The sequence below is a fragment of the Pantoea sp. RIT-PI-b genome (assembly GCF_001187905.1).
Taxonomy (GTDB): Bacteria; Pseudomonadota; Gammaproteobacteria; order Enterobacterales; family Enterobacteriaceae; genus Pantoea; species Pantoea nemavictus.
This window is the reverse complement of sequence record NZ_LGIS01000012.1, coordinates 546,348-573,177: the sequence shown is the minus strand read 5'-3', so window position 1 is coordinate 573,177 and position 26,830 is coordinate 546,348. Positions and strand designations below refer to the sequence as shown.

The following is a 26,830-nucleotide window of genomic DNA, read 5'->3' as shown; positions in this document are numbered from 1 at the left end:
GGTTGCTGTTTTTAAATGAGAATTTTTATGCTGCTGCACCACTATTTGCCGAGCATTGCCCCCTTTTGGCGCAGCGCACGTGCAGAATCTGTACTCATCGTCTACGCCGCTTACAGCGATTGTTAACAAAATTGCTGAAGCCTTTTTTTGCGGCGTTAATTTCCCTACAATCAAAAACTATGTTGTCAGAAAAAATTGAGGAACGCATGAGTACTGCCAAACACAGTAAGCTGCTCATTCTGGGCTCCGGTCCAGCCGGTTATACTGCTGCGGTGTATGCAGCGCGCGCTAACCTGAATCCGGTCTTAATTACCGGGCTGGAAAAAGGCGGTCAGCTCACCACCACGACTGAAGTGGAAAACTGGCCAGGCGATCCAAACGATCTGACCGGTCCAGCGCTGATGGAGCGCATGCAAGAGCACGCCGAGAAGTTCAATACCGAGATCATTTTTGACCACATTCATACGGTTGATTTGCAGAACCGCCCGTTCCGTTTGGTTGGTGACAGCGGCGAATACACTGCGGATGCGTTGATCATCGCAACTGGCGCCTCCGCGCGTTATCTTGGCTTGCCATCGGAAGAGGCCTTCAAGGGCAAAGGCGTGTCCGCCTGCGCGACCTGCGATGGTTTCTTCTATCGCAATCAGAAGGTTGCGGTGATTGGCGGCGGTAACACCGCGGTTGAAGAAGCCCTTTATCTGGCAAACATTGCCGCTGAAGTGCATCTGATTCACCGCCGAGACAGTTTCCGTGCCGAAAAAATCCTCATCGATCGTCTGATGGAGAAAGTGCGCAGTGGCAACATCGTGCTTCATACTCATCGCACGCTGGATGAAGTGGTTGGCGATCAAATGGGTGTAACTGGCCTAAAACTGCTTTCTACCAATGGCGAAGCACCAGAATCACTGGACATTGCAGGTTTATTCGTTGCGATCGGTCACAGCCCGAATACCGCGATCTTTGATGGTCAGCTTGAATTAGAAAACGGCTACATCAAAGTGCAGTCTGGCTTGCACGGCAATGCCACGCAGACCAGCATTCCGGGCGTATTCGCTGCCGGTGACGTCATGGACCATATCTATCGCCAGGCAATCACCTCTGCCGGTACCGGTTGTATGGCCGCGTTGGATGCTGAACGCTTCCTCGACGGACTGGTTAAAAACGATAAGTAAGTTGTTAATAACCTGATCATAATCGCCTCAAGGCGGCCAGTTTTGGTCGCCTTTTTTATTACCTGCGTGCTACAGTTCAGGCGCCCTACACTGCTGGGTTTTCATCCGGGATTGACATCTCTTTTGAGTTACCAAACGGCATCGCATGAACAAATCACGGCAACAAGAACTTCTTCGCTGGCTCCGTCAGCAACGTCATCATGGCGCAAGCAGCTTGCGTGCAGCTTCACTGTTGGGTTTTGCTGGTGCTTTGGTGATCATAGCCCAGGCATGGTTGCTGGCTTCGCTGCTGCAAAATTTGATTGTGGCTCAACAACCGCGCTCGGCGCTTCTTAACGATTTCCTCTTACTACTGCTGTGCTTCGTGCTGCGCGCCGGGCTGCATTATGCCCGTGAAATGGCAGGCCATCGCGCTGGCGTGGCTATTCGGCGGGCGTTGCGTCAACAGGTATTGGACCGGCTCAATGAATTAGGCCCGGCCTGGATTCAGGGAAAGCCCGCTGGTAGTTGGGCGACGCTACTGCTCGAACAAATCGAAGAGATGCAGGAATACTACGCGCGCTATCTGCCCCAGATGACGTTGGCGGCATTTATTCCCCTGGCTATTTTGCTGGCGATTTTCCCGGTTAACTGGGCGGCGGGGTTGATTTTGTTGGTGACCGCACCGCTGATTCCATTATTCATGGCGATGGTTGGTATGGGTGCTGCGGATGCTAACCGGCGCAATTTTCTTGCTCTTGCCCGGCTTAGCGGCGATTTCTATGATCGTCTGCGTGGCCGCGAGACGTTGCGCCTGTTCCACCGCGCCGCTGCAGAGCAACAAGCGATCGCCGCTAGCACCACTGATTTTCGTCAGCGCACCATGGAAGTTTTACGCCTGGCGTTTCTCTCATCCGCCGTACTGGAGTTTTTTGCTTCACTGGCGATCGCCGTTGTCGCGGTCTATTTTGGTTTCTCTTATCTGGGCGAACTGAACTTTGGACATTACGGCACCGGCGTAACGCTCTTTGCCGGATTCCTGGCATTAATTCTGGCGCCGGAATTTTTCCAGCCATTACGCGACTTAGGCACCTTCTATCATGCTAAAGCGCAGGCGATTGGCGGAGCTGATGCACTGGATCAATTTCTTCGTGAAAGCCCCAATCTGGCAGCCGACCGATCTTCGGCTGCACTTACCGTAACCCCAACACTGACCATTCAGGCGAAAGATCTGGTGGTGACAACCGCCAGCGGTGAGACGCTATCGCAGCCGCTGAATTTCACCCTCGAAGCGGGTAAACGTGTGGCATTGGTTGGGCAAAGTGGCGCAGGAAAAACTGCGCTGATGAATGTGCTGCTCGGCTTCCTGCCTTATCAAGGTTCGTTACTGATAAACGCGACTGAATTACGGGATATCCATCGCGATAGCTGGCAACAACATCTCGCCTGGGTTGGACAAAATCCGCATCTGCCTGCAACGACGCTGCGTGAAAACTTATTGATGAACAACCATGTTGATGACGCTACGCTCGCGATAGTGTTGCAAAGCGCGGGCGTTGATGAATTTTTAGACCGCTTGCCGCAAGGATTAGATACCGTTTTAGGCGATGGCGGCGTTGGCCTTTCTGTCGGACAGGCGCAGCGTGTTGCCGTCGCACGCGCACTGCTTAAACCGGCACAATTACTGTTGCTGGATGAACCGGGATCCGGTCTTGATAGCCAAAGCGAGCAAAACGTCATTAGCGCCCTGCAGCAAGCGGCTAACCAACAAACCACGCTGATGATCACCCATCAACTCCACGATCTCGCGAACTGGGATGAAGTGTGGGTTATGCAAGCTGGGCAGTTGGTGCAGCAAGGCCATTGGCAGCAACTGATTCTGCAAGATGGACCGCTGCGTGATATGGCACAGCATCGTCAGAAGGAGATCGCATGATGAAAGATTTATTGCCTTTCCTGCAGCTGTTTCGTCGTCATCCGTGGCGCCTTGGCCTTGGCATTGTGCTGGCGATTGTCACCTTGCTTGCCAGTATTGGCCTGCTAACGTTATCCGGCTGGTTTCTCGCGGCCTCTTCGCTGGCGGGTGTCGCAGGGCTCTTTACCTTTAACTACATGTTGCCCGCTGCAGGTGTACGAGGCGCAGCGATAACCCGCACCGCCGCGCGCTATTTTGAACGTTTAGTCAGTCACGATGCCACTTTCCGCGTGCTGCAACATTTGCGTGTATTCACTTTCAGCAAACTTATCGCGTTGGCTCCTGAGCAACTGGCCCGTTTTCGTCAGGGCGAATTACTTAACCGCTTCGTCAGTGATGTCGATACGCTCGATCATCTTTACCTGCGTGTCATTTCACCTTTGATCGGCGCTGCGGTAGTGATTGTGGTGGTTACCTGCGGTTTAGCCTTGCTGGATGTGCCGCTAGCGCTGCTGCTCGGCGGCATCATGCTGCTTACGCTGATGCTGATGCCGCCGCTGTTCTGGCGACTGGGTGCTTCAGCCGGACAGCAGATCGCACAGCATCAAGCCCATTGGCGTCTGCAATTAACACTTTGGCTCACCGGTTTATCTGAGCTGAAAATTTATGGCGCAGCGCCTTCGTGGCGCAGTCAGTTGGATACGGAAGAGTTCAACTGGCAGCAGGCACAACGCAAACAACACCGTTTACAGGCGCTGGCACAAAGCCTGCTGCTGCTGATCAGCGGAGTGACCGTGACGCTCCTATTATGGATTTCTGCTCAGGGTGTGGGTGAAAACAGCGCCCCAGGCGCTTTCATCGCGTTGTTTGTGTTCTGCGGACTGGCTGCATTCGAATCGCTGGCCCCCGTGGCTGGCGCGTTTTTACCTCTTGCTCAAGTCACTAGCGCGGCTCAGCGCGTGCAAGAGATCATCGACCAACCCGCCGCAATTCATTTTCCCGGCATGAAAATCGAGAGCGTTGCAGGTCTTAGTCTAAAACTGGAAAACATTAGTTTTAGCTACCCACAACGTCCGGAACCCGTGCTGCAGCATTTTTCGTTATCATTGCGCGCAGGCGAACATCTGGCGCTGCTCGGCCCAACCGGCTGCGGTAAATCCAGTCTGTTAACGCTGATTACCCGTGGCTGGGAAGCGCAGCAAGGTTCGATTGCCCTGAATGAAATCGACCTCGCCAGTTGGGATGAAGCTTCGCTGCGCAGCCGCATTAGCGTCGTGACGCAGCGTGTACATTTGTTTAGCCAAACGCTGCGTGACAACCTGTTGCTCGCCCAACCCAGCGCCAGCGACGAGCAGTTGATCGCCGCGTTAGACCAGGTGGGCCTGGCGCATCTTACCGAAAATGATGAGGGCCTCAATGCGTGGATGGGCGACGGCGGTCGACCCCTGTCTGGCGGCGAACTGCGTCGTCTGGCGATAGCGCGCGCGCTGCTGCACGATGGCGATTTATGGCTGCTGGACGAACCCACCGAAGGCCTGGACGCCAGCACCGAACAGCAGATTCTTTCGCTATTGCAGCAAGTGAGCCGTGGCAAGACGTTGATTATGGTGACGCATCGCTTAAGCGGCTTAGAAGCCATGGACCGCATTTGTGTTATGGATGGCGGGCAAATTATTGAATCCGGCACGCACGCCGAATTAATCTCAAAAGCAGGCCGCTACTGGCGTTTCCATCAGCGCTTTACGCTATAGTCTTAGCCAACAGCCCTGAGTGTGATTAACGCAATGAGACTGATACAGCTTTCACGGGATTCATTAAATTTTCCACCACCGGAGATGGCGCTGCGCGAGCCCAATGGATTATTGGCGATGGGCGGCGATCTCTCCCCTGCCCGCCTGATGAATGCTTACCAGCGCGGGATTTTCCCGTGGTTCTCACCCGGTGACCCCATTCTTTGGTGGTCGCCGGATCCTCGCGCGGTGATGCTGCCGGAATCCTTCCATCTTAGCCGCAGCATGGCGCGCTTCCATAAGCGTTCACCTTTTCGTGTCACAATGAATCATGCCTTTCCACAAGTGCTGGAAGGATGTGCCAGCGGCCGCCAGGAAGGTACATGGATTACCTTTGAAGTTAAACGCGCTTGGTTGCGCCTTTATGAATTGGGCCATGCGCATTCGATAGAAGTGTGGTGCGGTCAGCAACTGGTGGGCGGCATGTATGGATTGGCGCTGGGACAAATCTTTTGCGGCGAATCGATGTTTAGCCGGCAGGAAAACGCCTCCAAAACCGCGCTCTGGGTCTTTTCACAACACTTTCTTGCCCATCAAGGCCGACTGATTGATTGCCAGGTACTAAACCCGCATACCGCCTCGCTCGGGGCGGTTGAAATTCCTCGCGTCGACTATTTACAGTATGTGCAAACACTGGCCTGGCAGCCGGTTTCAGAGAGTTGTTGGCAAACGCAGACCCTTTTTTGACATTGCTCTCAGATGTTTTGCACACAATTCCCGACAAAAGTGATACAATAAGCGAGTTTGGTATGTCGTCCGCGCTTCGCTGTGGCGAGCCGGAATTGCCAGGTTGGGAATCTCACACATTTCCCGAAGCTGTTTTGATTGTGCACCTGATGCCGATTGCTACAGATTCTTAGCCCGCTAATCCCCCGCAGACGTCAAAAAACACCCTAATTTATCCGTACTGCACGCGCAACGGCGCGACGCACGGCGAAGCGTTGGCAAAATCATCAACGGTTCTTTACATAAATCATGGAATTCGGCATTATCTTGCCGGTTCAACAGTTTGGTAGTACACCCAGAGGATTCGATGGCCAAAGAAGACAATATTGAAATGCAAGGTACCGTATTGGATACGTTACCGAACACCATGTTCCGCGTAGAGCTTGAAAACGGGCACGTGGTTACCGCTCATATCTCCGGTAAAATGCGCAAAAACTACATCCGCATCCTGACGGGCGACAAAGTGACTGTCGAGTTGACCCCGTACGACCTGAGCAAAGGCCGCATTGTCTTCCGTAGTCGCTAAGTAACTGTTCATCCCTCGCGTTGGTTACACTTATTTAGCGCGAAAAAAAGGCCGGATTTGCATCCGGCCTTTTTCATATCTGCAACACGCTTAGTGCACAGTACCTTCGGTTTTACGTTTTTCCGCGCTCAGGAAGTGGTAAGTAAGCTGGTTTTTATCTTTATCCAGCGCTACTGATACCGATCCACCATCAACCAGCGAACCAAACAGCAGTTCATTCGCCAACGGTTTCTTCAGGTTTTCCTGTACCGCACGTGCCATCGGACGCGCACCCATCGCTTTGTCATAACCTTTATCAGCCAGCCAATCGCGCGCATCATCGCTCACTTCCAGCGACACGCCCTTAGCATCTAACTGTGCCTGCAACTCCACGATAAATTTATCCACCACCTGATGAATCACCTCCTGAGACAGGTGACGGAACCAGATAATGTTGTCCAGACGGTTACGGAACTCTGGAGTAAAGATCTTTTTGATCTCTTCCATCGCATCAGTGCTGTTGTCCTGATGAATCAGGCCAATCGACTTACGTTCAGTTTCACGTACGCCGGCATTGGTGGTCATTACCAGCACCACGTTGCGGAAGTCGGCTTTACGGCCGTTGTTATCGGTCAGCATACCGTTATCCATCACCTGCAGCAGCAGGTTGAAGACATCCGGGTGCGCTTTCTCGATCTCATCCAGCAACACCACAGCATGTGGATGCTTGATCACCGCATCTGTCAGCAAACCGCCCTGATCAAAGCCGACGTAACCCGGAGGCGCACCAATCAAACGGCTGACCGTGTGACGCTCCATATATTCGGACATATCAAAACGCAGTAACTCGATGCCCAGCGCTTTAGCTAACTGAACCGTTACTTCCGTTTTACCCACACCCGTTGGGCCGGCAAACAGGAAGGAACCGACCGGTTTGCGATCCTGACCCAAACCAGCGCGGCTCATTTTAATCGCTTCAGTCAGAGCTTCAATCGCATTGTCCTGACCAAACACCAGCATCTTCAGACGATCGCCGAGATTTTTCAGCGTATCGCGATCGGTTTGTGACACGCTCTGCTCTGGAATACGCGCAATACGTGCAACCACCGTTTCGATATCGGACACATTAACCGTTTTCTTACGCTTGCTGACGGGGACAAGACGCGCGCGCGCGCCAGCTTCATCAATCACGTCAATTGCCTTGTCAGGCAGGTGGCGATCGTTGATGTATTTCACCGCCAGCTCCACCGCCGCACGCACCGCTTTCGCGGTATAACGCACGTCATGGTGCGCTTCGTACTTCGGCTTCAGACCATTGAGAATTTGCACGGTTTCTTCCACAGAAGGTTCGGTAATATCGATCTTCTGGAAACGACGCGCCAGCGCACGATCCTTCTCAAAGATGTTGCTGAACTCCTGATAGGTGGTTGAACCCATCACGCGGATTTTCCCGCTGGAGAGCAACGGCTTAATCAGGTTTGCCGCATCCACCTGGCCGCCCGATGCCGCACCGGCACCAATGATGGTGTGGATTTCATCAATAAACAGGATGCTGTTGCTGTCCTGTTCCAGCTGTTTCAGCAGCGCTTTGAAACGTTTCTCAAAATCACCGCGGTACTTGGTACCCGCGAGCAGCGAACCGATGTCGAGAGAGTAAATGGTGCACTCTTTCATCACCTCAGGTACGTCGCCCTGCACAATGCGCCAGGCAAGTCCTTCAGCAATCGCAGTTTTACCGACGCCTGATTCCCCCACCAACAGCGGGTTGTTTTTGCGACGACGGCACAACACCTGAACGGCACGTTCCAGCTCTTTATCGCGGCCGATCAGCGGATCAATTCCGCCGACGCGAGCAAGCTGATTAAGATTGGTGGTGAAGTTTTCCATACGATCCTCCCCGCCTGCTTGCTCTTCGTTAACCGGATTCTCCGCATTGTTCTGCGGCTGGCCGGGTTCGTCTTTACGCGTACCATGGGAGATGAAGTTCACCACATCGAGACGGCTCACTTCGTGCTTGCGTAACAGGTAAGCCGCTTGCGACTCCTGCTCGCTGAAGATAGCGACCAGCACGTTCGCACCTGCAACTTCGCTGCGACCGGATGACTGGACGTGGAACACCGCACGTTGCAACACGCGCTGGAAGCTGAGCGTAGGTTGGGTATCGCGCTCCTCTTCACTGGCCGGCAACACCGGTGTGGTTTGTTCGATGAAGGCTTCGAGTTCCTGACGCAGAGCCACGATATCTACCGAGCAGGCTTCCAGCGCCTCTCTGGCCGACGGGTTACTGAGCAATGCCAGCAACAGATGCTCGACGGTCATAAACTCATGACGGTGCTCGCGCGCTCTGGCGAAAGCCATGTTTAAACTGAGTTCCAGTTCTTGATTGAGCATTTGGCACCTCCCCCAATTATCGCTCTGACAACCTATCTCCTATATGGAGATGGCTTCAGGCTTTTTCTAGCGTACACAGCAACGGATGTTCATTATCGCGTGCATAATTGTTCACCTGGGCTACCTTGGTTTCCGCGACTTCTGCAGTGAATACACCACAGATTGCTTTGCCATGGTAGTGGACTTTCAACATCAGCTGCGTTGCACGTTCAATATCATAAGAAAAGAACTTTTGCAGAACGTCAATAACAAATTCCATAGGTGTATAATCGTCATTGTTCAGAATGACTTTATACATTGAAGGCGGCTTTAACCCTTCGCGTACTTTATCTTCGGCTAGATGTTCAAAATTAAGCCAGTCGTTTGTGTTTGCCATAATGTTCCATCGAAATTCTGCGTTACGGTTGTGCACATTTCTGCGCCCATTCTTAAAGTTTAACATGCCTGTCAAGCCGGTTTTCACTTGATAAAAACTGGCCCTAAAAGCACATGCGCGACCTGTATCACAAAATTTGCAATAGCGTTAACTGCCTCAAATTTTGATGAATTTATCCCCGTCCGCCAGGGCCGTTTGCTTGACGATAAGGTCCGTTTCTCTACATTCTACTAACACAAGCTGATTGAGTTTTAAACAAGCTCGACTCACAGCTTCAATGACCTCACCTACTTATCAAAATGTCTTGCGAGGGAAGTAAAAGCATGGAGACGGGTACAGTAAAATGGTTCAACAACGCCAAAGGCTTCGGGTTTATCTGTCCGATTAGCGGCGGCGACGATATCTTCGCACACTACTCCACGATCCAGATGGAGGGATACAGAACGCTGAAAGCTGGCCAGCAGGTTCAGTTTGATGTCCATGAGGGACCAAAAGGCAATCATGCCAGCCTGATCGTGCCCTGTGAAGCCACGCAAGCTGCGGTCGCGTGACGCGCAGACTACTTCACTCATTCTGACCACTCCCGAAAAAAATGCCAGCCGCAGACGCTGGCATTTTTATTTGGCGACGTTCCTCTTTCCTCAATCCGCCCGACCGCGTGCCAGCCACATCACGCGCGCAAATAGCTGATCTAACAGCGGCGGAATCGCCTGTGGCCCGCGTTCAGCCGCAGCCATCGCGATGGCAATCGCCAGCTCAGGTTTCGAGCTATGCTGTATGGCTTTACTAATAATACGCCGCGTATTCATCGGCGCGTTTAACGGCAGGTGCGCCGTATGATGATAAACATCGCTAAAACCCTGCTTATACAGAAAATGTTCAATATCTGGCGCAGGAAATTGAGTGAGATGGTCCGCTTCCACACCGTGCGACGGCAGTTGGCTGCGTGCGGTAGCCGCATATTTACTGCCGGCCTGGTCGCCATCAGTGAGCACATGCCAGGCAATCCCCATGCGCTGGGCATACTTCAGCAGCGGCTTAAGACCGGACTGCGCAAACTCGATCACTTTTACCCCCTCCGCCGCAAAGTGATAGCCACGCTGTCGCGCCAGTTCATTGATAATCCACACTTCGGTTTCACCCTCTACCAGCAGCCAGCAGCGGGCAAACAGCGCTGAGGGGCGATTAACGCGGATGTGAAAACCGATGCGGCGACTCTCTTCGGCACTCAACCCTTCCGGGCCAATACGCCAGGCCGCCACGCGCGCCGGTTCACGCACCAGACGACAAATATTCTCCAGCGGTACCTGCGACAGCAGTTCGCCCGAATTGGTGGTGGCGATTTTTTGCAGCGGCATCAGCTCCAGTAGATTCCAGGCCACGGAGAGCATAATGGGATGCAAACGCGTTTCCGGATCCTCCACCAGCAGCAACGGATGTGCGCCTGCGGGCAACGCTTCATTGCCGTGTGCCTGAATTAACAACGAGAACATCCGCAACAGAATCACCTGACGACTGCGTGATTCGGTTCCGGCTATCAGATGGTTGAGCTTATCCAGCGAGCGCCAGCCCTGGCTGCCATCACGCAGTTCCGGCGCAACCCGCGCGGCACTGCTGCCCGACTGTTGCACCAAAAAATAGTGTTCCAGCAGTTGCTGCATGGTATGCAAACCCTGCCGCAGCAGATCATCACTCAAGGTTTGTGGACGCACCACCAAATCACGCGTCAGCTTTTCCACTTCCTGTGCTAATGCCGTCAAGGTTGTGGCGCGCCGTTCCGTATCGTTGTCTGCGTGCCGGGCGCGACGACCAAAACGGGCATCGCGTAAACGCAACACCGGATAGTAAGCGCGCAAATGTGCCAGTGCCGCGTCGGTGCCCGCCATCGGTAACACATCGCCGCGTTGATCGATAAACCGCCAGGTGGTTTTTACCCCTTGCTCGTGACGTTTTGCCCGCGTGCTGAAACGGACAAAGCGTCCCTTTTCATCGTGCTGCCAAAAAGGCGCGAACAGCGCGTTGTCATCGTCTTTCTGGCTGCGGAAACGGAATACCAGTTGCAGCTGACGCATGCGGGCATCGAGATCGCCGGGAGGAAAGTGAAAATCGTGTTCCGTGAATTGATAGGGTTCCGCTGCGGGCGCCAGCGACAGCGTCAATGCATCCAGCAGGCTCGATTTACCCCAGGCATTTTCGCCAATCAACAGATTGGTATCAGTCAGCGGCAATGACAGCCGATTAATGCCGCGAAAACCATGAATATCGATATGTTCCAGAATCATCATACAATCCATCTGCTACTTTGCCTGAGCATGGTCTGCCACGCTGCGTTGGTCAAGTCAGCCACGGGAGAAAAGGTTTACACTTCAAACGTTTTTCGCTAGCGTTGCAGCCCTTCAAACATGGATAGAAACCCAACATGTACGGATTGATCATCATCCTGTTGCCGCTGATTCTCGGCTATCTGCTGCCGCTGCGACACACCACCCTTTTGCACGCTGTAGGCCGCACGCTGAGCGCGCTGGTTTATATCATTCTGTTCTTTATGGGCACCAGCCTGGCATTTCTCGATAACCTAAGCAGTAATCTGCTCGCCATTTTCCACATTGCGTTGGTGAGCATGCTGAGCATTCTGGCCTGCTCGCTGCTGGCATTTTGGCTGCTCGAGCGGCGTTGGCCGTGGCGACATCAGCACAAACCCCAAGCGCTACCGTCACGTCTGCACATGGCGCTGGAGTCGCTCAAGCTGTGCGGATCGGTGCTGGCGGGTTTTCTGCTGGGACTGAGCCAATGGGCGCCGCTGCGCCATGCATCGACCATTAGCGAATACGCTTTAATGCTGATGCTATTGCTGGTCGGCATTCAGCTGCGCAGCAGCGGCATGACACTGCGTCAGATCACCATTAATCGGCGCGGCATGGTGGTGGCGCTGGTCTCCCTGTGTAGCGCGCTGGTCGGCGGCATGATTGCAGCGCTGCTGCTGGATCTGCCGATCAAAACCGGTCTGGCGTTAGCCAGCGGTTTCGGCTGGTATTCACTTTCCGGCATCCTGATGAGTGAATCGTTCGGCCCGGTGATTGGCAGCGCCGCCTTCTTCAACGATCTGCTGCGCGAACTGATCACCATCATGTTGATCCCGCTGTTAATTACCCGTCAGCGCAGTATGACGCTGGGCTTAAGCGGCGCTACCTCAATGGATTTCACCCTGCCCATCCTGCAACGCACCGGCGGCATGGAAATAGTGCCTGCCGCTATTGTGCACGGTTTTATTATGAGCTTGCTGGCGCCGATCCTTATTGCGCTGTTCTCGGCCTGACTTTATCAAATGCGCGGATTAGCCGCGCAATGTAAGCCTTCCACTATGACAAACTAAAAAAACCTGCATCTTAAATAAGATTTTTTAACCAAAAATGTCATTCTTAAAGTTTTAAATTTCACAGAAAATTTACAGTAAAAACAGACCAGGCTGATATCAACAGCAAAAAAACCATTACTAACCCAACCTGGATCTCATATTTTCCTTTTTTATAAATAACTCTCAGAAACATTCAGAATTTTCACTTGCAATGCTTTCAGTAACCGTTTTAAAAAAGCAGTGAGCACCAGTGAAACCTCATTGATTTCATTATTAAATAAATCTATTTTTCGCAAAAAGGAAACTCAATGCTGTAGCACGTAATGGAAAAAATCATATGGAAAAGGTAATCAATTACTTATCACCTTCTCATCTTTTCGAAACCGACTATGAAATTATAAGCCACTTCTACGGCCGCGATTTAGGCGGAAAAGATTTTTTCATCTGGAAACACCTCATTGATATTGACCGCTTCAAAAAACCAACAAAACGCACCTTTCGTCATCAGGACAATCTTGTTACACAAGGTATTATTGTTTCCACGCTTTATTCATTCTCTTATAACAACCAGTATCGCACAGCCAATATAATTGGTGATTTAGGCATTGATGACACAGTCAAATCCCCAAAGCTTTTGAAAGATTTACTCCTGGCTGGGCATCAGCAAAATACGGATATGGTTATCTGTTATTCGGATGACCGTAAAATAGCCATCTATAAAAAAATATTTGATAAATACACTCTCACCAGTAATTACATCATTCCCTTTATTGATACTCTTTTGCAGCCTAATAATTTATCAACTCATTTCGATGAAATTAACCCCGAGGAATTAGGGAAAGTATTTTTTTCAAATAACCTTGGCCGCCTAAAAGATCAGGATTATTTTGCGTATCTGCAGAAAAACCCACTGTATAGACGTTTTTACTTCCTCCAACATGACGACTTTTACTGTGTGTTGGGATTAACGGATGACTATGTAGAGATACTGGAACTCTCGCACACCAGTAATGAAATCTTTCAATGGGCGATACAAGCCAGTCGTGCTTTCCATTGCTATTGTAAAGTGTTACTCCCTAAGTCCCGCTTTACACAATTAACGGTACATATTCCACACCTCATCAATCTTAAGCCGCTCAATTTATTACTCTCATTCCATCATGGAAAAGAGCTGGATATTAACCCTGACCATATATGGATAAGTCGTTTAGAGCGCCGGTAAATTATCACACCAATTTCGTAAGGAAAAAACCATGCATTCAATCCCTTTAAGCCCTTACTCTTTGCTTTTTTGGCATGACCACCAGTTAAATCCTGACAGCAGCGAATACAATATTTCATTCACTCAACACATTCAGGGTGACTTCAATTTAAATCAGTTTCAGTCAGGCATGCGCCGTTTTTTTAGCGAGCATAATATCTTTAATAGCCAAATTCAGATCAATGATGGGGAGCCTTGTTGGGAAACATTATCTCCTGAAATTAACATCATTCACTATACTGACAGTGAGCAATTAAACAGTTTAATTCAAACGCCTTTCACCTTAACTTCCGGCCCGCTTTATCGTATTCTTTTGCAAGAAACAGACACCAGCAACACCTCATTGACATTGGTGTTTCACCATATTCTTTTGGATGGTAATCAGTTTAAAAACATCATTAACAAAATCAGTCAATACTACAATGATCCTGATTATCGCTGCGAAGAAAAATATCAAAGCATCGCTAAAACAAATAGCTATCTTCACGATCATGTAAAAAACTTAGACGACCTGTCAACCCAACAATTTTGGCAGCAAATGGCCTCGGGCGAAGCTGAAAACTACACTTTGCCATTTGTTAATGAGCAGCAAAATCAATCCTCCGATCGCCAGGCCATTTCCGAATTACGCTTCAATCTCGAAAAACAAAACTGGTCTGAAATTACACAATACTCTTATCGCCCTTTTATTCTATTTTCTCAGGTTTGGGGAACTCTGCTGGCACGCTGTGCCGGACAGAGTGATTTGACGTTATTTTATCCCGTATCAATCCGTCAGGCCGCCGACTTGCAACTGGGTGCTCAAATCAATACCAGCCTGATGCCAGTCAGCCTGCAAGCGACTACAACACTAAATGATCTCTGCCAGCGTGCCAAAACACTTTTGCGAAAACAACATCCGACAAACGGCAGCTACCTTAATGAACTACCCACTCATAAAATTTTGCAATATAGCGGCTGCCGTAATCTGCAAGTTGCCTTTGCACAAACGGACTTACGCACCACTTCCTTCACTTTTAACTCATGCGTGAGTACACCTCTCCATGACTATTATTGTGATTTAGGCGGCATTAATTTATCGCTAGAGTATGAAGAGACGGCCGATGCTTGGCAATTCCGCCTACGTTTCCGCAGTGCGTTTTTTGTCGCTTCGCAAATTAGTCGCTGTACAGATTATTTCCAACAGCTACTGAGAAATGCGCTCGCCGCTCCTGATGTTCCATTACTGTCATTGCCACTGCTGACGCATCAGGAGATTGCCCAATTATTACCTGCCGCCGCAAATCAAACCGAGCAAAGTCCTTTAAGTCTGGCGACCCATTTTGAACAAATCGCCCATCAGCATCCGGAAAACATTGCCTTAAGCTATTCCGGCTCCACCATGACTTATCGTCAACTGGATCGCTATGCCTGCCAACTCGCACAAAATATCAGCATCGCAATGCATACAATGCCTCACCTGGTTGAACCTCAACCTATTGCAGTTTATTGCGACAAAAGTGCGGAGTTTATTATTGCGCTGCTGGCGATTCTGAAGGCTGGGCATATTTATATGCCCATCTCTGTCGAAGCGGCAAACGAAAGGACGCATTATCAGCTCGAGCATAGCGCAAGCCCATTAATGCTGGTTGCGCCAGGCCTGCAGAAACACGCCACTGCGCTCGTGACGTCAATGCAATCAGCACCCACCATTATCAGCATCGATCTTTCAGCACTGCAAAATCAGCCGCAAGGCTCCCCGCTGGCAACGTCATGTCACTCCGAAGCCGCGGTTATTTTTACCTCAGGCACCACCGGCAATCCCAAAGGGGTATTGATTGAGCAATCCGCCATAATCGAACTGGTTACCCAAACCAATTATCTGCAACTGACATCTCAGGATGTCTGCCTGTTTCTCGCTAGCCCCATATTCGATGTCGCCACGCTGGAAATTTGGGGTGCACTACTTAATGGCGGGAAACTGGTAATTCCACAAAGCACTCAAGCCTTAGCCAGCGATAGTATTGCCTTTCGCCAGCTTATTCATGATGAAGGTATCACCTTCGTCTGCATTACCCGCACGCTATTCGATACCCTGTTTTTACTGGATAAACACCTGTTCGATTCCATCAAATATTTGATGGTTGGGGGGGAAGGTTTAACGGTAGCCGTTATGCGCGAGTTAAGTGCTGCTCCTCAGCGCCCTGAAAAAATCATCAACGGCTACGGCCCAACTGAATGCACCACAATGAGTTCGTGGTATGAAATCCCGCCAAACCTTAGCCTTAATAGCGTGCCGATTGGCAAGGCGACGACCGGACGAGAACTCTATGTGCTCAATGAGCAGTTGCAGGTGCAACCGGAAGGCGCAACGGGAGAGCTATATATTGGTGGCCGGGGCCTGGCGAAGGGCTATATCAATAATCCGCTGCAAACGGCTAATAGCTTCTTAACCAATCCGTTCAGACACGGCCGCCTCTACAAAACAGGCGATCAGGTGAAACAGCTGCCGGACGGTAATTTACTGTTTTGTGGTCGCAAAGATGGCCAGGTAAAAATTCGTGGGCACCGCATTGAGCTCAGCGAAATTGAGAGCGTCCTCAATGGCTGTTCGGCAATCCAGCAATCTGCGGTCGTCGCCTTACCCCAGTCTGAGGGTGGGCAGCTCGCCGCCTGGTATGTGGTTAAAGTCGGAGAAAACACCACGTCGCAGCAGATTAAGCGTGAATTATCCGCCAAACTTCCTGGCTATATGATCCCACGTTTCTTCACGCCCATTGCGGCAATTCCCCTCACCTTAAACGGTAAACTGGACTCACGCGCACTGGGTCAACCAGAACGGGAACTGAGCAATGAGCAATCAGTCGCCCATTCCCCCAGCGCAGTTGACGTGCTGCATCTTGCCAGCACCTTACTTCATGATCCCACCTTGTCGTTGCAGGATCATTTTTATGCTGCGGGTGGTGACTCTATCCAGGCAATCCAGTTTATTGCGGGCCTGCGTAAAATGGGATACAACGCGACCTTAAGCGATTTAGACCATTATGCCTCGCTGGATGAGTTTGCCCAGCATCTTACGCAAACGATTCATTGTCTTGATGCCAAAACGCTTCCTCTCGAAAATTACCCTTATCCTGTTACGCCCTTACAAGCCGGTTTGCTCACCTGGAGTCTGATGCATCCCGATGATGATGCCTATTTCATTCAGCAAGTAATGACTTACCAATGCGAAGTGCACTTGCCACACTATTACGCGGCCTGGGATTTAGTGCGTAAACGTTATCCCTCACTGCGTACAGAATTTGACTGGCAGCATGGCATCTTTCGTCAGCAGATTCTTCCCTGGCAGCCACTGGGGGCTCAGGGAGTCCAACTCATCGATATTACGCATTGCAACGAAGATGATAAGCAACAGCAATTAGACCATTTCTTGCAGCAACAGCGCTCACAACCGATTGATCTCAAAATCCCGGGCACCCTGAGCCTGACTCTTTTTAAGCTGGCCGACGATCGTTATCAACTGATTAAAAGCGAACATCATGCAATTTCTGATGGCTGGAGCTGCAACAATATTTGGCAGCAGCTGCATGCCTATTATGACGACCTGATGATGGGCAATCAGCCTGAAGTCGAACCTGAAACCGCCTGGCTGGCATCATTGGTCTGGCAGCAAGAGAACAGAACACAGGCCAACGCCTTCTGGCAACAACAAGCGCAAACCTTTAACTCACCGAATAACATTGGCTGGCTGCTGGATAAGCCTCATCAGTCAGCTGATTTGCGGCAGGTCAAAGAGGCTCAGGCGTTCGAGCTAACGCTGGAGAGCGAGGTGGTAGAGGCACTAAAACAGGGCTGTCAGCGCGCGGGCACCACACTGAATGTGTTACTGCAATTTGCCTGGCACAAGCTGATGCAGATCTACACTAACGATCCGCAAACGCTGGTTGGCACCGTGCTGTCTGGAAGAAATCTGCCGATTGACGATATTACTGAAAGTGCCGGTCTGTTTATCAATACCTTGCCGCTGGCGGTCAACTGGCAGTCAGACGATAGCGTACTACAACAGTTGAAGCAGATTCACCACAGCATCGTCGCGATGAACCAGCATCACGCTTATGCTTTATCCGATTTGCAATCCGGTCAACAGCGACTGTTCCAAAGTTTGGTGGTGTTTGAAAACTTCCCTGAGCAGCGCAGTAGCGATGGAATCGATGCCCATACCCATTTACACATCATGGGTGAAATACTCGAATATCCGCTGGTAATGGTCGCATTTCTGCGCAATGACCAATTAACACTTTCATTGAAGTACGATGGCGCTCTGATGAGCGCAGCACGCGCCGCGAGATTAGTTCAGCAGGTAGCGACCCTGATGTCGATGGCAAATGCAAACTTCGATCAGCCGCACGAGATGCTGTCGCTAGGTTCCGTGTTGACAGCGATTGACGCCCCTTCAATTGACCATTCAGAGACTTTACTGTCACGTTTTGCGGCGATAGTTGAACGTTATCCGGAAAAACCGGCGCTTATCTGGCAACAACATTCCATCACCTATCAGCAACTTAACATGGCGGCCAACGCGCTGGCGCGCCAGTTGTCACCCCGACTTGAAGCAGAAGAGCCGGTCATTATTCTGATGGAAAAACAGCCTCAGTGGCTGGTTGCTATGTTGGCGATCCTTAAAGCTGGTGGTTGCTATTTACCGATGGCTATTGATACACCTGCAGCACGTGTGCGCCTGATTGCACAGGATGCTAACGTGCGACAAGTGATCACTAGCGAACATCATGCAGCTCATGTCGCTGCCTTATTTGAATCTGAAGCAGGCATCACTATCACCTGCTTAGCCGAGTCATTCGGAGTTGATGCATCGAACGAGATAGCAACGTTAACAAAAGCCACTCTGGCGGGTGCCATTCTTTATACCTCCGGCACCAGTGGTAAACCTAAAGGCGTAATCATTGAGCAAGCAGCACTCCTGGCGCTGGTGGTCGACACTAACTACATCCATATCCAGGCGGATGACTGCGTTGCTTTTCTCGCCAATCCCGCATTTGATGCCGCCAGCTTTGAAATTTGGGGGGCATTACTTAACGGAGCGAGTCTGGTTATTCCTGATGATACTTTGGCGCTGGTCAGTGATGCGGCGCGGATGCAAGCATGGTTACAGCAGCATCCCATCACCATTATGTGGCTGACCCGTTCCTTATTTGATGCGCTGTATCTGGCGGATAATAATTTATTTAACGCATTAAGTTATCTATTGGTAGGTGGTGAAGCCCTCACGCCAGCCATCATGAAACAATTGGCAGCGCAACCTTCACGTCCTTCATACATCCTGAATGGCTACGGGCCAACAGAGTGCACAACGTTCACCACTACCTATGCCATTCCTGCCAACGAACAGCACACGACGATTCCACTCGGTAAAGCCATCAGCGGCCGCAGCTTGTGGATTCTGGATAGTCGCGGTCAACCCGTGCCTGAAGGAGCACCGGGTGAACTCTATGTCGGGGGTATCGGCCTTGCCCGAAGTTATCTCAATCAACCTGAGCAAAGTGAACGTAGCTTTATCCACCACCCCCAGCTGAATTGCCGCTTGTATCGCACCGGCGATCGCGTGCGGCAGCTGGCTGATGGCAATCTTGAATATCTGGGGCGCATGGATAAGCAAGTCAAGATTCGCGGATTCCGCATTGAACCTGACGAAGTCGCAATGGCTCTGCTTAAACTGCCCAACGTGCAACAGTCGGCCGTTACGGTTTGGCAAGCAGGGACAAACAAACAGCTCGCGGCCTGGCTGGTGCCGGTAAAAAATAGCGAGATTGATACTGCCTTGCTGCGCCGAATGCTGGAAGAGTGTTTACCGGAATATATGATTCCATCCAGTTTTACTGTACTGAAGCAGTTACCGCTGACAACTAATGGCAAACTGGATGAGAAATCGTTACCCACTCCCACGATGACGCTCAGCGATGATTTTTGCGCGCCACGCAACGAGCTCGAAGAGCGCTTGTGCAACGCCTGGCAAAAGGTGCTCAATCTTGATGGCATCGGCATACATGATAACTTTTTCCGTATGGGTGGCGATTCCATTCAAAGCATTTTGCTCGTTACTGAACTGCGTAAAGCCGGTTACAGCCTTGATGCTGGCGAGATAAACCGTTCGCCTACCGTGGCGAAAATGGCGCAGGTTCTGCAACATCAAGCGGAACAGATCGTGCAGGAACAAGAAGCCATTAGCGGCGAGTGTCCGCTCCTACCGATCCAGCAATGGTTCTTCGAACAAAACTTTGCCCAACCGCATCACTGGAATCAGGCATTCATGCTGCGTTTACCCGATGGGCTCAGGGTGGAACAGCTGCAGTCAGCACTCCATCAGCTTTCCCGCCAGCATGATATGTTGCGTGCTTACTATCGCGTTTCCTCAAATGCTGTGGAGCAATGGATCGCGGAAACTGAGCATTTTGTCACGCCGATATTGATTGAGATTGACGCTGCGGCGTTATCACCAGAAGCGCTAGAGCAGCAGCTCTCTGCTCTGCAGGCGAACTTTGACTACACGCAAGCACCATTGTGGCAGGCAGCAGTTATTCGCCATCATCCTGATGGAAACGATCGTCTGTGGTTCGCTTTCCATCACTTAATCATTGATGCCGTTTCATGGCGCATCATCGGCCTGGATCTCCAACAGCAGATCGAACAAGGTCAGCTGCACAGTAAATCAACCAGCTACCGTCGTTGGGCGTTAACACAACAGGAGTATTTGCAGCAGCACCCGGATGATCTTCTGTGGTGGCAACAGGTGGCGATAACATCGGATTCCAGCCCAATTTTTACCCCCCAAGCTGCGCCGCATAATCTGACTATCCGATTTACAGCGGAACAAACCCAGCAGTTATTACGCGAAGCGGGTCAGGCATGGAATACCACTATCAACGATTTACTGCTGGCCGCATTGGCGCTGGCGCTACCGCAGGTGAGCCGTCGCACTCAGCACCGCATTATCCTGGAAGGGCATGGCCGCGAGCCCTGGGATGAACAAATCGACCTGGCACAAACCGTTGGCTGGTTCACTACGCTGTTCCCGGTAAATTTACAGGCGCAGGATGATATTGCCGCGACCATTGTGGCAACCAAAGAGATGTTGCGTCAGATCCCGGCGAAGGGAATTGGCTATGGCATTGCGCGCCAGCAGGGAATGCTGAGTGAAACCGTACATCCTGCTATCGCATTTAACTATCTTGGGGTGCTCTCCAGTACTCAGGATGCCTGGTCATTAGTCACCGAACACTGTGGCAATACCATCAGTCATGCGAATAAGAGCGTTTATGCACTAACGCTGGATGGCGCGGTACTTGATCAGCAACTGATATTCTTTATTAATAGCCAACTGCCTGACCGACAAACTCAGCATTTTGCCGCCGCGTTTCAGCATGCGCTCATTGATATTATTGCGCTGTGTTGTGATAAGGCGCGGCAACAACCACAGCTGACTGCCAGCGACTACGGACCGATTATCCTTTCTGAGGGCAGACTGGCCCGCCTGCAGCAACAGTATCCAACCCTGTCCGCCATTCTTCCGGCAACACCGCTGCAACAAGGGATGATTTCCCATACGCTCGCGCATCCAGAGGATGATGCTTATCGCGTGCAGCAGCTTATGCATTACGACTGCACACTCAACACTGCACATTATCAGCAAGCCTGGCAGTTGGCCGTACAGCGTTTCCCAATCATGCGCACCGCATTTGATTGGGAAGATGGCACTATGCTGCAGATAGTGATTGCGGATGCCGCCATTTCGAGCACCAATCTGCGGGTGATCGATCTTAGTGCATTACCCACACACCAACAGCAACAACGGTTAGTGCAATTACAGCAGCAAGATCGTCAGCAGGTATTCTCTCTACAACACCCTGCAGAGATTCGCTTGCTGTTGGTTAAACATCATGAAAACGCCTGGAGTGTACTGAAAAGTCAGCATCACGCCATTTGCGATGGCTGGAGCGAACCTTGTGTGTTCAATACCGTTCATCTTTATTACGAAGCTCTGCAGCGTGGCGAGCATCCGCTCGTGGAAGAGCAAACCAGCTGGCTGGAGGCTCAGCGCTACCTGCAACGTAATAAGCTGAAATATGCCCGCTACTGGCAGCTGGAAAAAGCTCGCCTATCCAGTACCAATGATTTGCGTTGCCTTGCGCCGGAATGCAGTTCGGATACTGCATCAGAAGAGTTTAGTGCAGCCTCACGACGCCTGATTCTAAGCAAAACCGAAACCCATTTAATGCGCAGCTGTGCGGCGCAGTTAGGCATCACGCTCAATGCTCTGGTGCAATTTGCCTGGCATAAGTTGATACAGATCTATAGTCAGGATGAGACGACACAAGTCGGCACCGTCGTAGCCGGACGCGATCTGCCGGTAGCCGGCATCAATGAGAGTGTCGGTCCTTATATCAATACGCTGCCTTTAGCGATTGCATGGCATCAGGATCAGAGTTGCGCCGAGGTGCTGTTGGCGATTCAGCAAAAAATTGCCGAACTAAACAGCCACAGCAACATCGGTTTGGTCGAGCTTCAAACCGATGGCGAGGCGCTATTTAACAGCCTGGTAGTGTTTGAAAACTATCCGATTGCGGCGCACAGCAGCGGTATTGCCAATGCCTGGCGAATGGATGCGGCTTACGAGAAACTTGATTATCCGCTGGCGTTACTGGCGTGGGAATCACAAGAAACGCTTACCCTGCAGCTCAACTTCTTCACTCATTGGTTGAGTGACATGCAGGCCGATGAACGTCTGCGCCAGCTGAATATGATTATGCAGCAGTGTGCACAAGATCCCCATCGTCTGCATGAGACCATTGAACTGCCCTGCGCTATGCTGCCGTTGACACCACCAAAACTCAGTGGCTGCGGTCAATCGCTGCTGAAGCGTTTCCAACATATGGCAAAGGGTTATCCAGAAAGCATCGCACTCTCCAGCCACCAGGGAGATCTCAGCTACAGAGAATTGGATAGCCGCAGTAATCAACTGGCTCGCCATATTTTGACCCGTTATCAGTTAATGAGCGGCGGAGCACTGCCGCGTGAAACGCCCATTGCCCTGCTAATGGATAAAAGCACCGATTTTATTATCGGTATGCTAGCGATACTGAAAGCGGGTGGTTGCTATGTGCCAATCTCTATCGACTATCCCACAGAGCGCATCAACTATATGCTGGCAGAAACTGCTGCGCCGCTGCTGCTGACGCATCAGCAGCATCGCCATCATCTCGCGGATAATCCTCTTCCCTGTTTACTGCTCGACGAGGCTATCCCTACCTTAAGCCCCGCCGCACTGCCAATTCATTCCGAATTAGCAGCAATCGGCGCGATCATTTTTACCTCGGGGACTACAGGCCAACCCAAAGGCGTGCCGATTACTCAGCAGGCAATGGTCGATTTGGTGGTGGACAATTCGTATGTTGCATTGCGTGACGACGATGCACTGCTGTTCCTTTCCAGTCCAGTGTTTGATGCCGCCACGTTTGAGATCTGGGGAGCACTGTTGAACGGGGCGAAATTAGTGATACCGCCCTCAACACAGGATCTGGCAAGTGATACCGTGCGATTCAAAACGTTAATACTAACGGAAGGGATTAGCGTGATGTGGGTAACACGGTCGCTGTTTGACATGCTTTATTTGCGCCAGCGCGATCTGTTTAACTCACTGCGCTACTTACTGGTGGGCGGTGAAGCATTATCTGCCGATATTATGCGCCAGCTGGCTGCTCAGCCTGAGCGACCACGCCATATTCTTAACGGTTACGGCCCAACCGAATGCACTACCTTTGCCACCACCTATGAAATCACCACAGCTGAAAACGGCACTTCTATTCCGATTGGCAAAGCCATTGCTGGTCGTCAGCTCTACGTGCTCAACCGACTGATGAAACCTGTGCCGCAGGGGGCGCCGGGGGAGCTGTATATCGGTGGCAGTGCGGTGTCACGCGGCTATCTTAATCGCCCTGATCTGACGGCCCGCCATTTTATCGGCAATCCATTTGGTGAAGGCACCCTGTACAAAACCGGTGACTGGGTACGTTATCGCGCCGATGGTCAGCTGGAGTATCTCGGACGCAGAGATCAACAGGTAAAAATTCGCGGTTTCCGTGTGGAATTGGAAGAGATCGCTACCGCGCTCAAACAGCAGCCAGGCGTCGAGCATGCCGTGGTGCAGTTGCGCGAGCTGGACGGTCAGAAAAAACTCTGCGCATGGTGCGTCATGCGAGCTGAACAGCCGTTCTCCGCTGACGATCTGTTAAGTAGGCTGGAACGCACCTTGCCTGATTACATGCTGCCAGCTGCAATAACGCGCATAGATAATCTGCCGGTTACGGTAAACGGCAAACTGGACAGCGCCCGTTTACCGACTCCCACACTACAACGCAGCGAACAACAATACTGTGCTCCTCGCTCCGGGCTGGAAGTAACTATTGCGGCAGTGTGGCAACAGGTGTTGAACAGCGATTCCGTGAGCATTAATGCCAACTTCTTCCGTATCGGCGGTGATTCTATCCAGAGTATTCTGGTAACTACCGAACTGCGCAAACGCGGCATTGCATGCTCTACGCGCGACATCTTTGCTGCAAAGACTATCGAAAGGCTGGCGCAGTTGATTGAGCAACGTCCGCAGCAGCAGGATGTGATAAATGAACAAGGCGGCCTGAGTGGTGAGTTTGCGTTGCTGCCGGTGCAGCACTGGTTTAATAGCCTCAAATTGGCTAATCCGCACTGGTTTAACCAAGCCTTCATATTGACTTTACCCGCTGATTTGCAAGTGGACGATCTACGTCATCATTTGCAGCAGTTAGTGGCGCATCACGACATGCTGCGCGCGCGCTTTACCTTTGAAGATGCGCAGATCAGTTGTCAGCGCTATCTTGCCGAGCAAGAACCTCTGGCATTTACCCGATTTGATCGCGCAACGCTGACGCATCCACAGCAACTTGAGGAGAAGTGCAGCGAGTGGCAGCGCTATTTCAATCTGAATCAGGGAGCGCTCTATCACTTTGTTTATTTATACGACAGTTGCGGTAGTGAGCCGCCAGCGCTGTTCTGCGCGTTCCATCATCTGATCATTGATGCCGTTTCATGGCGAATCGTTGCCAGTGATTTGCAGACCCTGTATCAGGGTAATGCCCTGCAGAAAAAAGCCACCAGCTATCGCCAGTGGCAGCAATGCATTGGCGATTATGCCACGCGCAACCTGCCGCAGATGGATTACTGGCAGGAACAAATAGCCGGACAATATGACTATTGGCAGCTTATCGAGCGCCGAACTGAGCGACAGTTTATTACGCAGCGCCTGTCAGCCACATTAACCGATCAGCTGCTGCATCATGTGCATCACGTCTACCACACGGAGGTAAGCGACTTCTTGCTTACTGCACTCAGTCATGCGCTTCAAAGTTGGCACGGACAGCCGGCGTCTTACATTACGCTGGAGGGACATGGCCGTGAGGATATTGCAGAATTGGCCGATGTTAGCCGCACTCTGGGCTGGTTTACCACCCTGTTCCCGCTACGCCTGGCGATCCACGAGAATGAAGCACAAAATCTACGCGTTATCAAAGATCAGTTACGCGCCATTCCTGACAAAGGCTTTGGTTATAGCGCGCTGAAGTTCGCCAGTACCGGCACAGCACCTATGCTGCAAAGTCACCTGTTGCCGGTGATCAGCTTCAACTATCTTGGTCAGATTAGTACAGCGCAGCAGCATCAGCCGTGGGTTATCTTGCCGTATGGTTGCGGAGAACAAAGCGCCCCCGAAAACAACGCCCATAACGTGCTGGATTTCACTGTTAGCGTGGTAAATGACGAACTGATTCTTAATGTTGCTTCGGCACTGCCATCGACCGTCACCGCGCAGCTGATTGCGCAATTTACCGGGACGCTGGAAAGATTGGTCACACATTGCCTTGAACATCATCGGGCCGGGAAAAGTTGGTTTAGCCCGTCAGATTTTCCGATGTGTAATATCACCATAGAGGCGCTTGATGGTCTGCAGCAACAGATTGAGTTAGAGAATCTTTACCCTGCAACCGGCACGCAGCGCGAGTTACTTTATTTCAATCGCATCAATCCGGATTTCCAGATCGATCAAAATATCCTACGCATCGACGGTGAATTTAATGCACAGGTGATGGCCGAAGCCTGGCAATATGCGGCACAACGCTACGATGTGTTACGCACGGGTTATATCGACAAGCACTGTCCCGGCAATCCGTTAGCCTATGTCTGTAAGCAGGTTAATTTTCCTGTAACAGTTGAAGATTGGTCTGGGATGGAGGCCGAGCAGTTGCATGCGGCATTACAGGCGCGCATGTTGGCCGAACGTAACCGTCCGATGGACATCGAGCAGCCAGGTTTGATGAAAGTGATGGTGGTGCGTGCCAGTGCAACGTGTCACTACATGATGCAAACCTTTAACCATGTGCTGTTTGATGGATGGTCGCTGAATAACATTCTGACCAGTCTGCTGGATGATTATCAACATCGACTGCGCGGTGAGCCAATTAACTTTACGCCACTCAGCTTTGCGGCCTTCCCACAGTGGCTGCAAAAGTGTGACATTGCCGCAGCCGAGCACTTTTGGTCAGACTATTTGTGTGATGCGCCGATGAACCAGCGTTTGGCCTTAGACAAGGTGTCGCCCATCGATCTGGCGTGCGAAAAACGCATGCGTAAGTTCGCACACAAGCTAAGTTGCGCGCAAAGCACAGCCTTGCACAGCTATGCGACCCGCACTGGCTTCACCCCCAACCAGATCACGCAACTGGCGTGGATGCAGGCGTTAGCGCAGTTGCTGGACACTGATGATGTGGTCATCGGCACCACCATGAGTGAGCGCCCGGCGGATATTGATAACGTTGCGCAACTTGTGGGGCTGTTTGTCGCCAGCCCGGTATTGCGTCTGCAGGAGATACGACAGCAGTCGGCGAATGTGCTGTTAGCGCAGATCGCCACTAGCCAGCCCGATCGGCAACAGTATGCTTTCCACGAGCTCAATCATTACGACAGTGAGTGGCAACCTACATCGCCGTTTGGCAGCCTGTTTGTCTTTGAAAGCATGCCCCAGGCACAGCTTAACGAGCTGCCGTTTACGTTAACGCCGTTGGATAACGTCAGCGGCAGTAATCATCAGACGGTATTGTGTTTAATCCCGGAAGACGATCAGCTGTTCCTGTCGCTGTTCTACGATGCCAGTGAGCTGAGTGAACAGACGATACGCACCCTGTGTGAAACCTTCATTCAAGCCATCGACGCTATCGTGCAGTAATCCTTCTCAAGCCCCGCAAGGGGCTTGTTTCTTTTTCAGTTTGCTACAGCGCATTTTTTC

General features: G+C 51.3%; 12 protein-coding genes. 9 read left to right on the top strand and 3 right to left on the bottom strand.

The window, feature by feature from the left end:
• Positions 1-206: 206 nt before the first annotated feature.
• The 5 genes from trxB (at position 207) to infA (ending at position 6,108) form a co-directional block, all read left to right on the top strand.
• The gene (gene trxB / locus AC790_RS04360) at positions 207-1,172 is read left to right on the top strand and encodes a thioredoxin-disulfide reductase (RefSeq protein ID WP_049851009.1); all 966 of its coding nucleotides are present in this window, start codon (positions 207-209) and stop codon (positions 1,170-1,172) included.
• A gap of 145 nt (positions 1,173-1,317) precedes the next feature.
• The gene (gene cydD / locus AC790_RS04355) at positions 1,318-3,087 is read left to right on the top strand and encodes a cysteine/glutathione ABC transporter permease/ATP-binding protein CydD (RefSeq protein WP_049851008.1); all 1,770 of its coding nucleotides are present in this window, start codon (positions 1,318-1,320) and stop codon (positions 3,085-3,087) included.
• Positions 3,087-4,817: a cysteine/glutathione ABC transporter ATP-binding protein/permease CydC gene (cydC, locus tag AC790_RS04350; protein ID WP_049851215.1), complete on the top strand. Its 1,731-nt coding sequence runs from the start codon at positions 3,087-3,089 to the stop codon at positions 4,815-4,817. The genes cydD and cydC overlap by 1 nt, the downstream gene beginning before the upstream one ends.
• A 33-nt stretch (positions 4,818-4,850) precedes the next feature.
• A complete protein-coding gene (aat, locus tag AC790_RS04345; protein ID WP_036620486.1) occupies positions 4,851-5,543 on the top strand; it encodes a leucyl/phenylalanyl-tRNA--protein transferase in 693 nt (230 codons plus the stop codon).
• A 346-nt stretch (positions 5,544-5,889) separates the two neighbouring features.
• Positions 5,890-6,108, top strand: coding sequence for a translation initiation factor IF-1 (infA, locus tag AC790_RS04340; protein WP_002211347.1), 219 nt, complete (start codon positions 5,890-5,892; stop codon positions 6,106-6,108).
• A gap of 90 nt (positions 6,109-6,198) precedes the next feature.
• Here infA and clpA read toward each other — a convergent pair whose 3' ends face one another.
• Both clpA and clpS read right to left on the bottom strand, forming a co-directional pair.
• Positions 6,199-8,478 carry an ATP-dependent Clp protease ATP-binding subunit ClpA gene (gene clpA, locus AC790_RS04335; RefSeq protein ID WP_007887619.1) on the bottom strand — a complete coding sequence of 760 codons (2,280 nt, stop codon included), beginning with the start codon at positions 8,476-8,478 and terminating at the stop codon, positions 6,199-6,201.
• Between the two features lie 55 nt (positions 8,479-8,533).
• Positions 8,534-8,854 carry an ATP-dependent Clp protease adapter ClpS gene (clpS, locus tag AC790_RS04330; RefSeq protein WP_007887621.1) on the bottom strand — a complete coding sequence of 107 codons (321 nt, stop codon included), beginning with the start codon at positions 8,852-8,854 and terminating at the stop codon, positions 8,534-8,536.
• 323 nt (positions 8,855-9,177) lie between these two features.
• Here clpS and cspD point away from each other — a divergent pair, with 323 nt between their 5' ends.
• Entirely contained in the window at positions 9,178-9,405 is a 228-nt protein-coding gene (cspD, locus tag AC790_RS04325; RefSeq protein ID WP_007887624.1) for a cold shock-like protein CspD, read from the top strand.
• 90 nt (positions 9,406-9,495) lie between these two features.
• Here cspD and AC790_RS04320 read toward each other — a convergent pair whose 3' ends face one another.
• Positions 9,496-11,136 carry an ATP-dependent endonuclease gene (locus AC790_RS04320; protein ID WP_049851007.1) on the bottom strand — a complete coding sequence of 547 codons (1,641 nt, stop codon included), beginning with the start codon at positions 11,134-11,136 and terminating at the stop codon, positions 9,496-9,498.
• A 137-nt stretch (positions 11,137-11,273) separates the two neighbouring features.
• On the opposite strand from AC790_RS04320, the gene AC790_RS04315 reads away from it, so the two are divergent.
• From AC790_RS04315 to AC790_RS04305, 3 genes are all read left to right on the top strand, one after another.
• Positions 11,274-12,170: a lysine exporter LysO family protein gene (locus tag AC790_RS04315; protein ID WP_049851006.1), complete on the top strand. Its 897-nt coding sequence runs from the start codon at positions 11,274-11,276 to the stop codon at positions 12,168-12,170.
• 376 nt (positions 12,171-12,546) lie between these two features.
• Positions 12,547-13,431: a hypothetical protein gene (locus AC790_RS04310; RefSeq protein WP_049851005.1), complete on the top strand. Its 885-nt coding sequence runs from the start codon at positions 12,547-12,549 to the stop codon at positions 13,429-13,431.
• Positions 13,432-13,462: 31 nt separating this feature from the next.
• A complete protein-coding gene (locus tag AC790_RS04305) occupies positions 13,463-26,770 on the top strand; it encodes a non-ribosomal peptide synthetase (protein ID WP_049851004.1) in 13,308 nt (4,435 codons plus the stop codon).
• Positions 26,771-26,830: the final 60 nt, after the last annotated feature.

Coding starts and splice junctions, on each gene's coding strand:
- trxB (WP_049851009.1), top strand. CDS start 207: ATGAGTACTGCCAAACACAGTAAGCTGCTCATTCTGGGCTCCGGTCCA.
- cydD (WP_049851008.1), top strand. CDS start 1,318: ATGAACAAATCACGGCAACAAGAACTTCTTCGCTGGCTCCGTCAGCAA.
- cydC (WP_049851215.1), top strand. CDS start 3,087: ATGAAAGATTTATTGCCTTTCCTGCAGCTGTTTCGTCGTCATCCGTGG.
- aat (WP_036620486.1), top strand. CDS start 4,851: ATGAGACTGATACAGCTTTCACGGGATTCATTAAATTTTCCACCACCG.
- infA (WP_002211347.1), top strand. CDS start 5,890: ATGGCCAAAGAAGACAATATTGAAATGCAAGGTACCGTATTGGATACG.
- clpA (WP_007887619.1), bottom strand. CDS start 8,478: ATGCTCAATCAAGAACTGGAACTCAGTTTAAACATGGCTTTCGCCAGA.
- clpS (WP_007887621.1), bottom strand. CDS start 8,854: ATGGCAAACACAAACGACTGGCTTAATTTTGAACATCTAGCCGAAGAT.
- cspD (WP_007887624.1), top strand. CDS start 9,178: ATGGAGACGGGTACAGTAAAATGGTTCAACAACGCCAAAGGCTTCGGG.
- AC790_RS04320 (WP_049851007.1), bottom strand. CDS start 11,136: ATGATTCTGGAACATATCGATATTCATGGTTTTCGCGGCATTAATCGG.
- AC790_RS04315 (WP_049851006.1), top strand. CDS start 11,274: ATGTACGGATTGATCATCATCCTGTTGCCGCTGATTCTCGGCTATCTG.
- AC790_RS04310 (WP_049851005.1), top strand. CDS start 12,547: ATGGAAAAGGTAATCAATTACTTATCACCTTCTCATCTTTTCGAAACC.
- AC790_RS04305 (WP_049851004.1), top strand. CDS start 13,463: ATGCATTCAATCCCTTTAAGCCCTTACTCTTTGCTTTTTTGGCATGAC.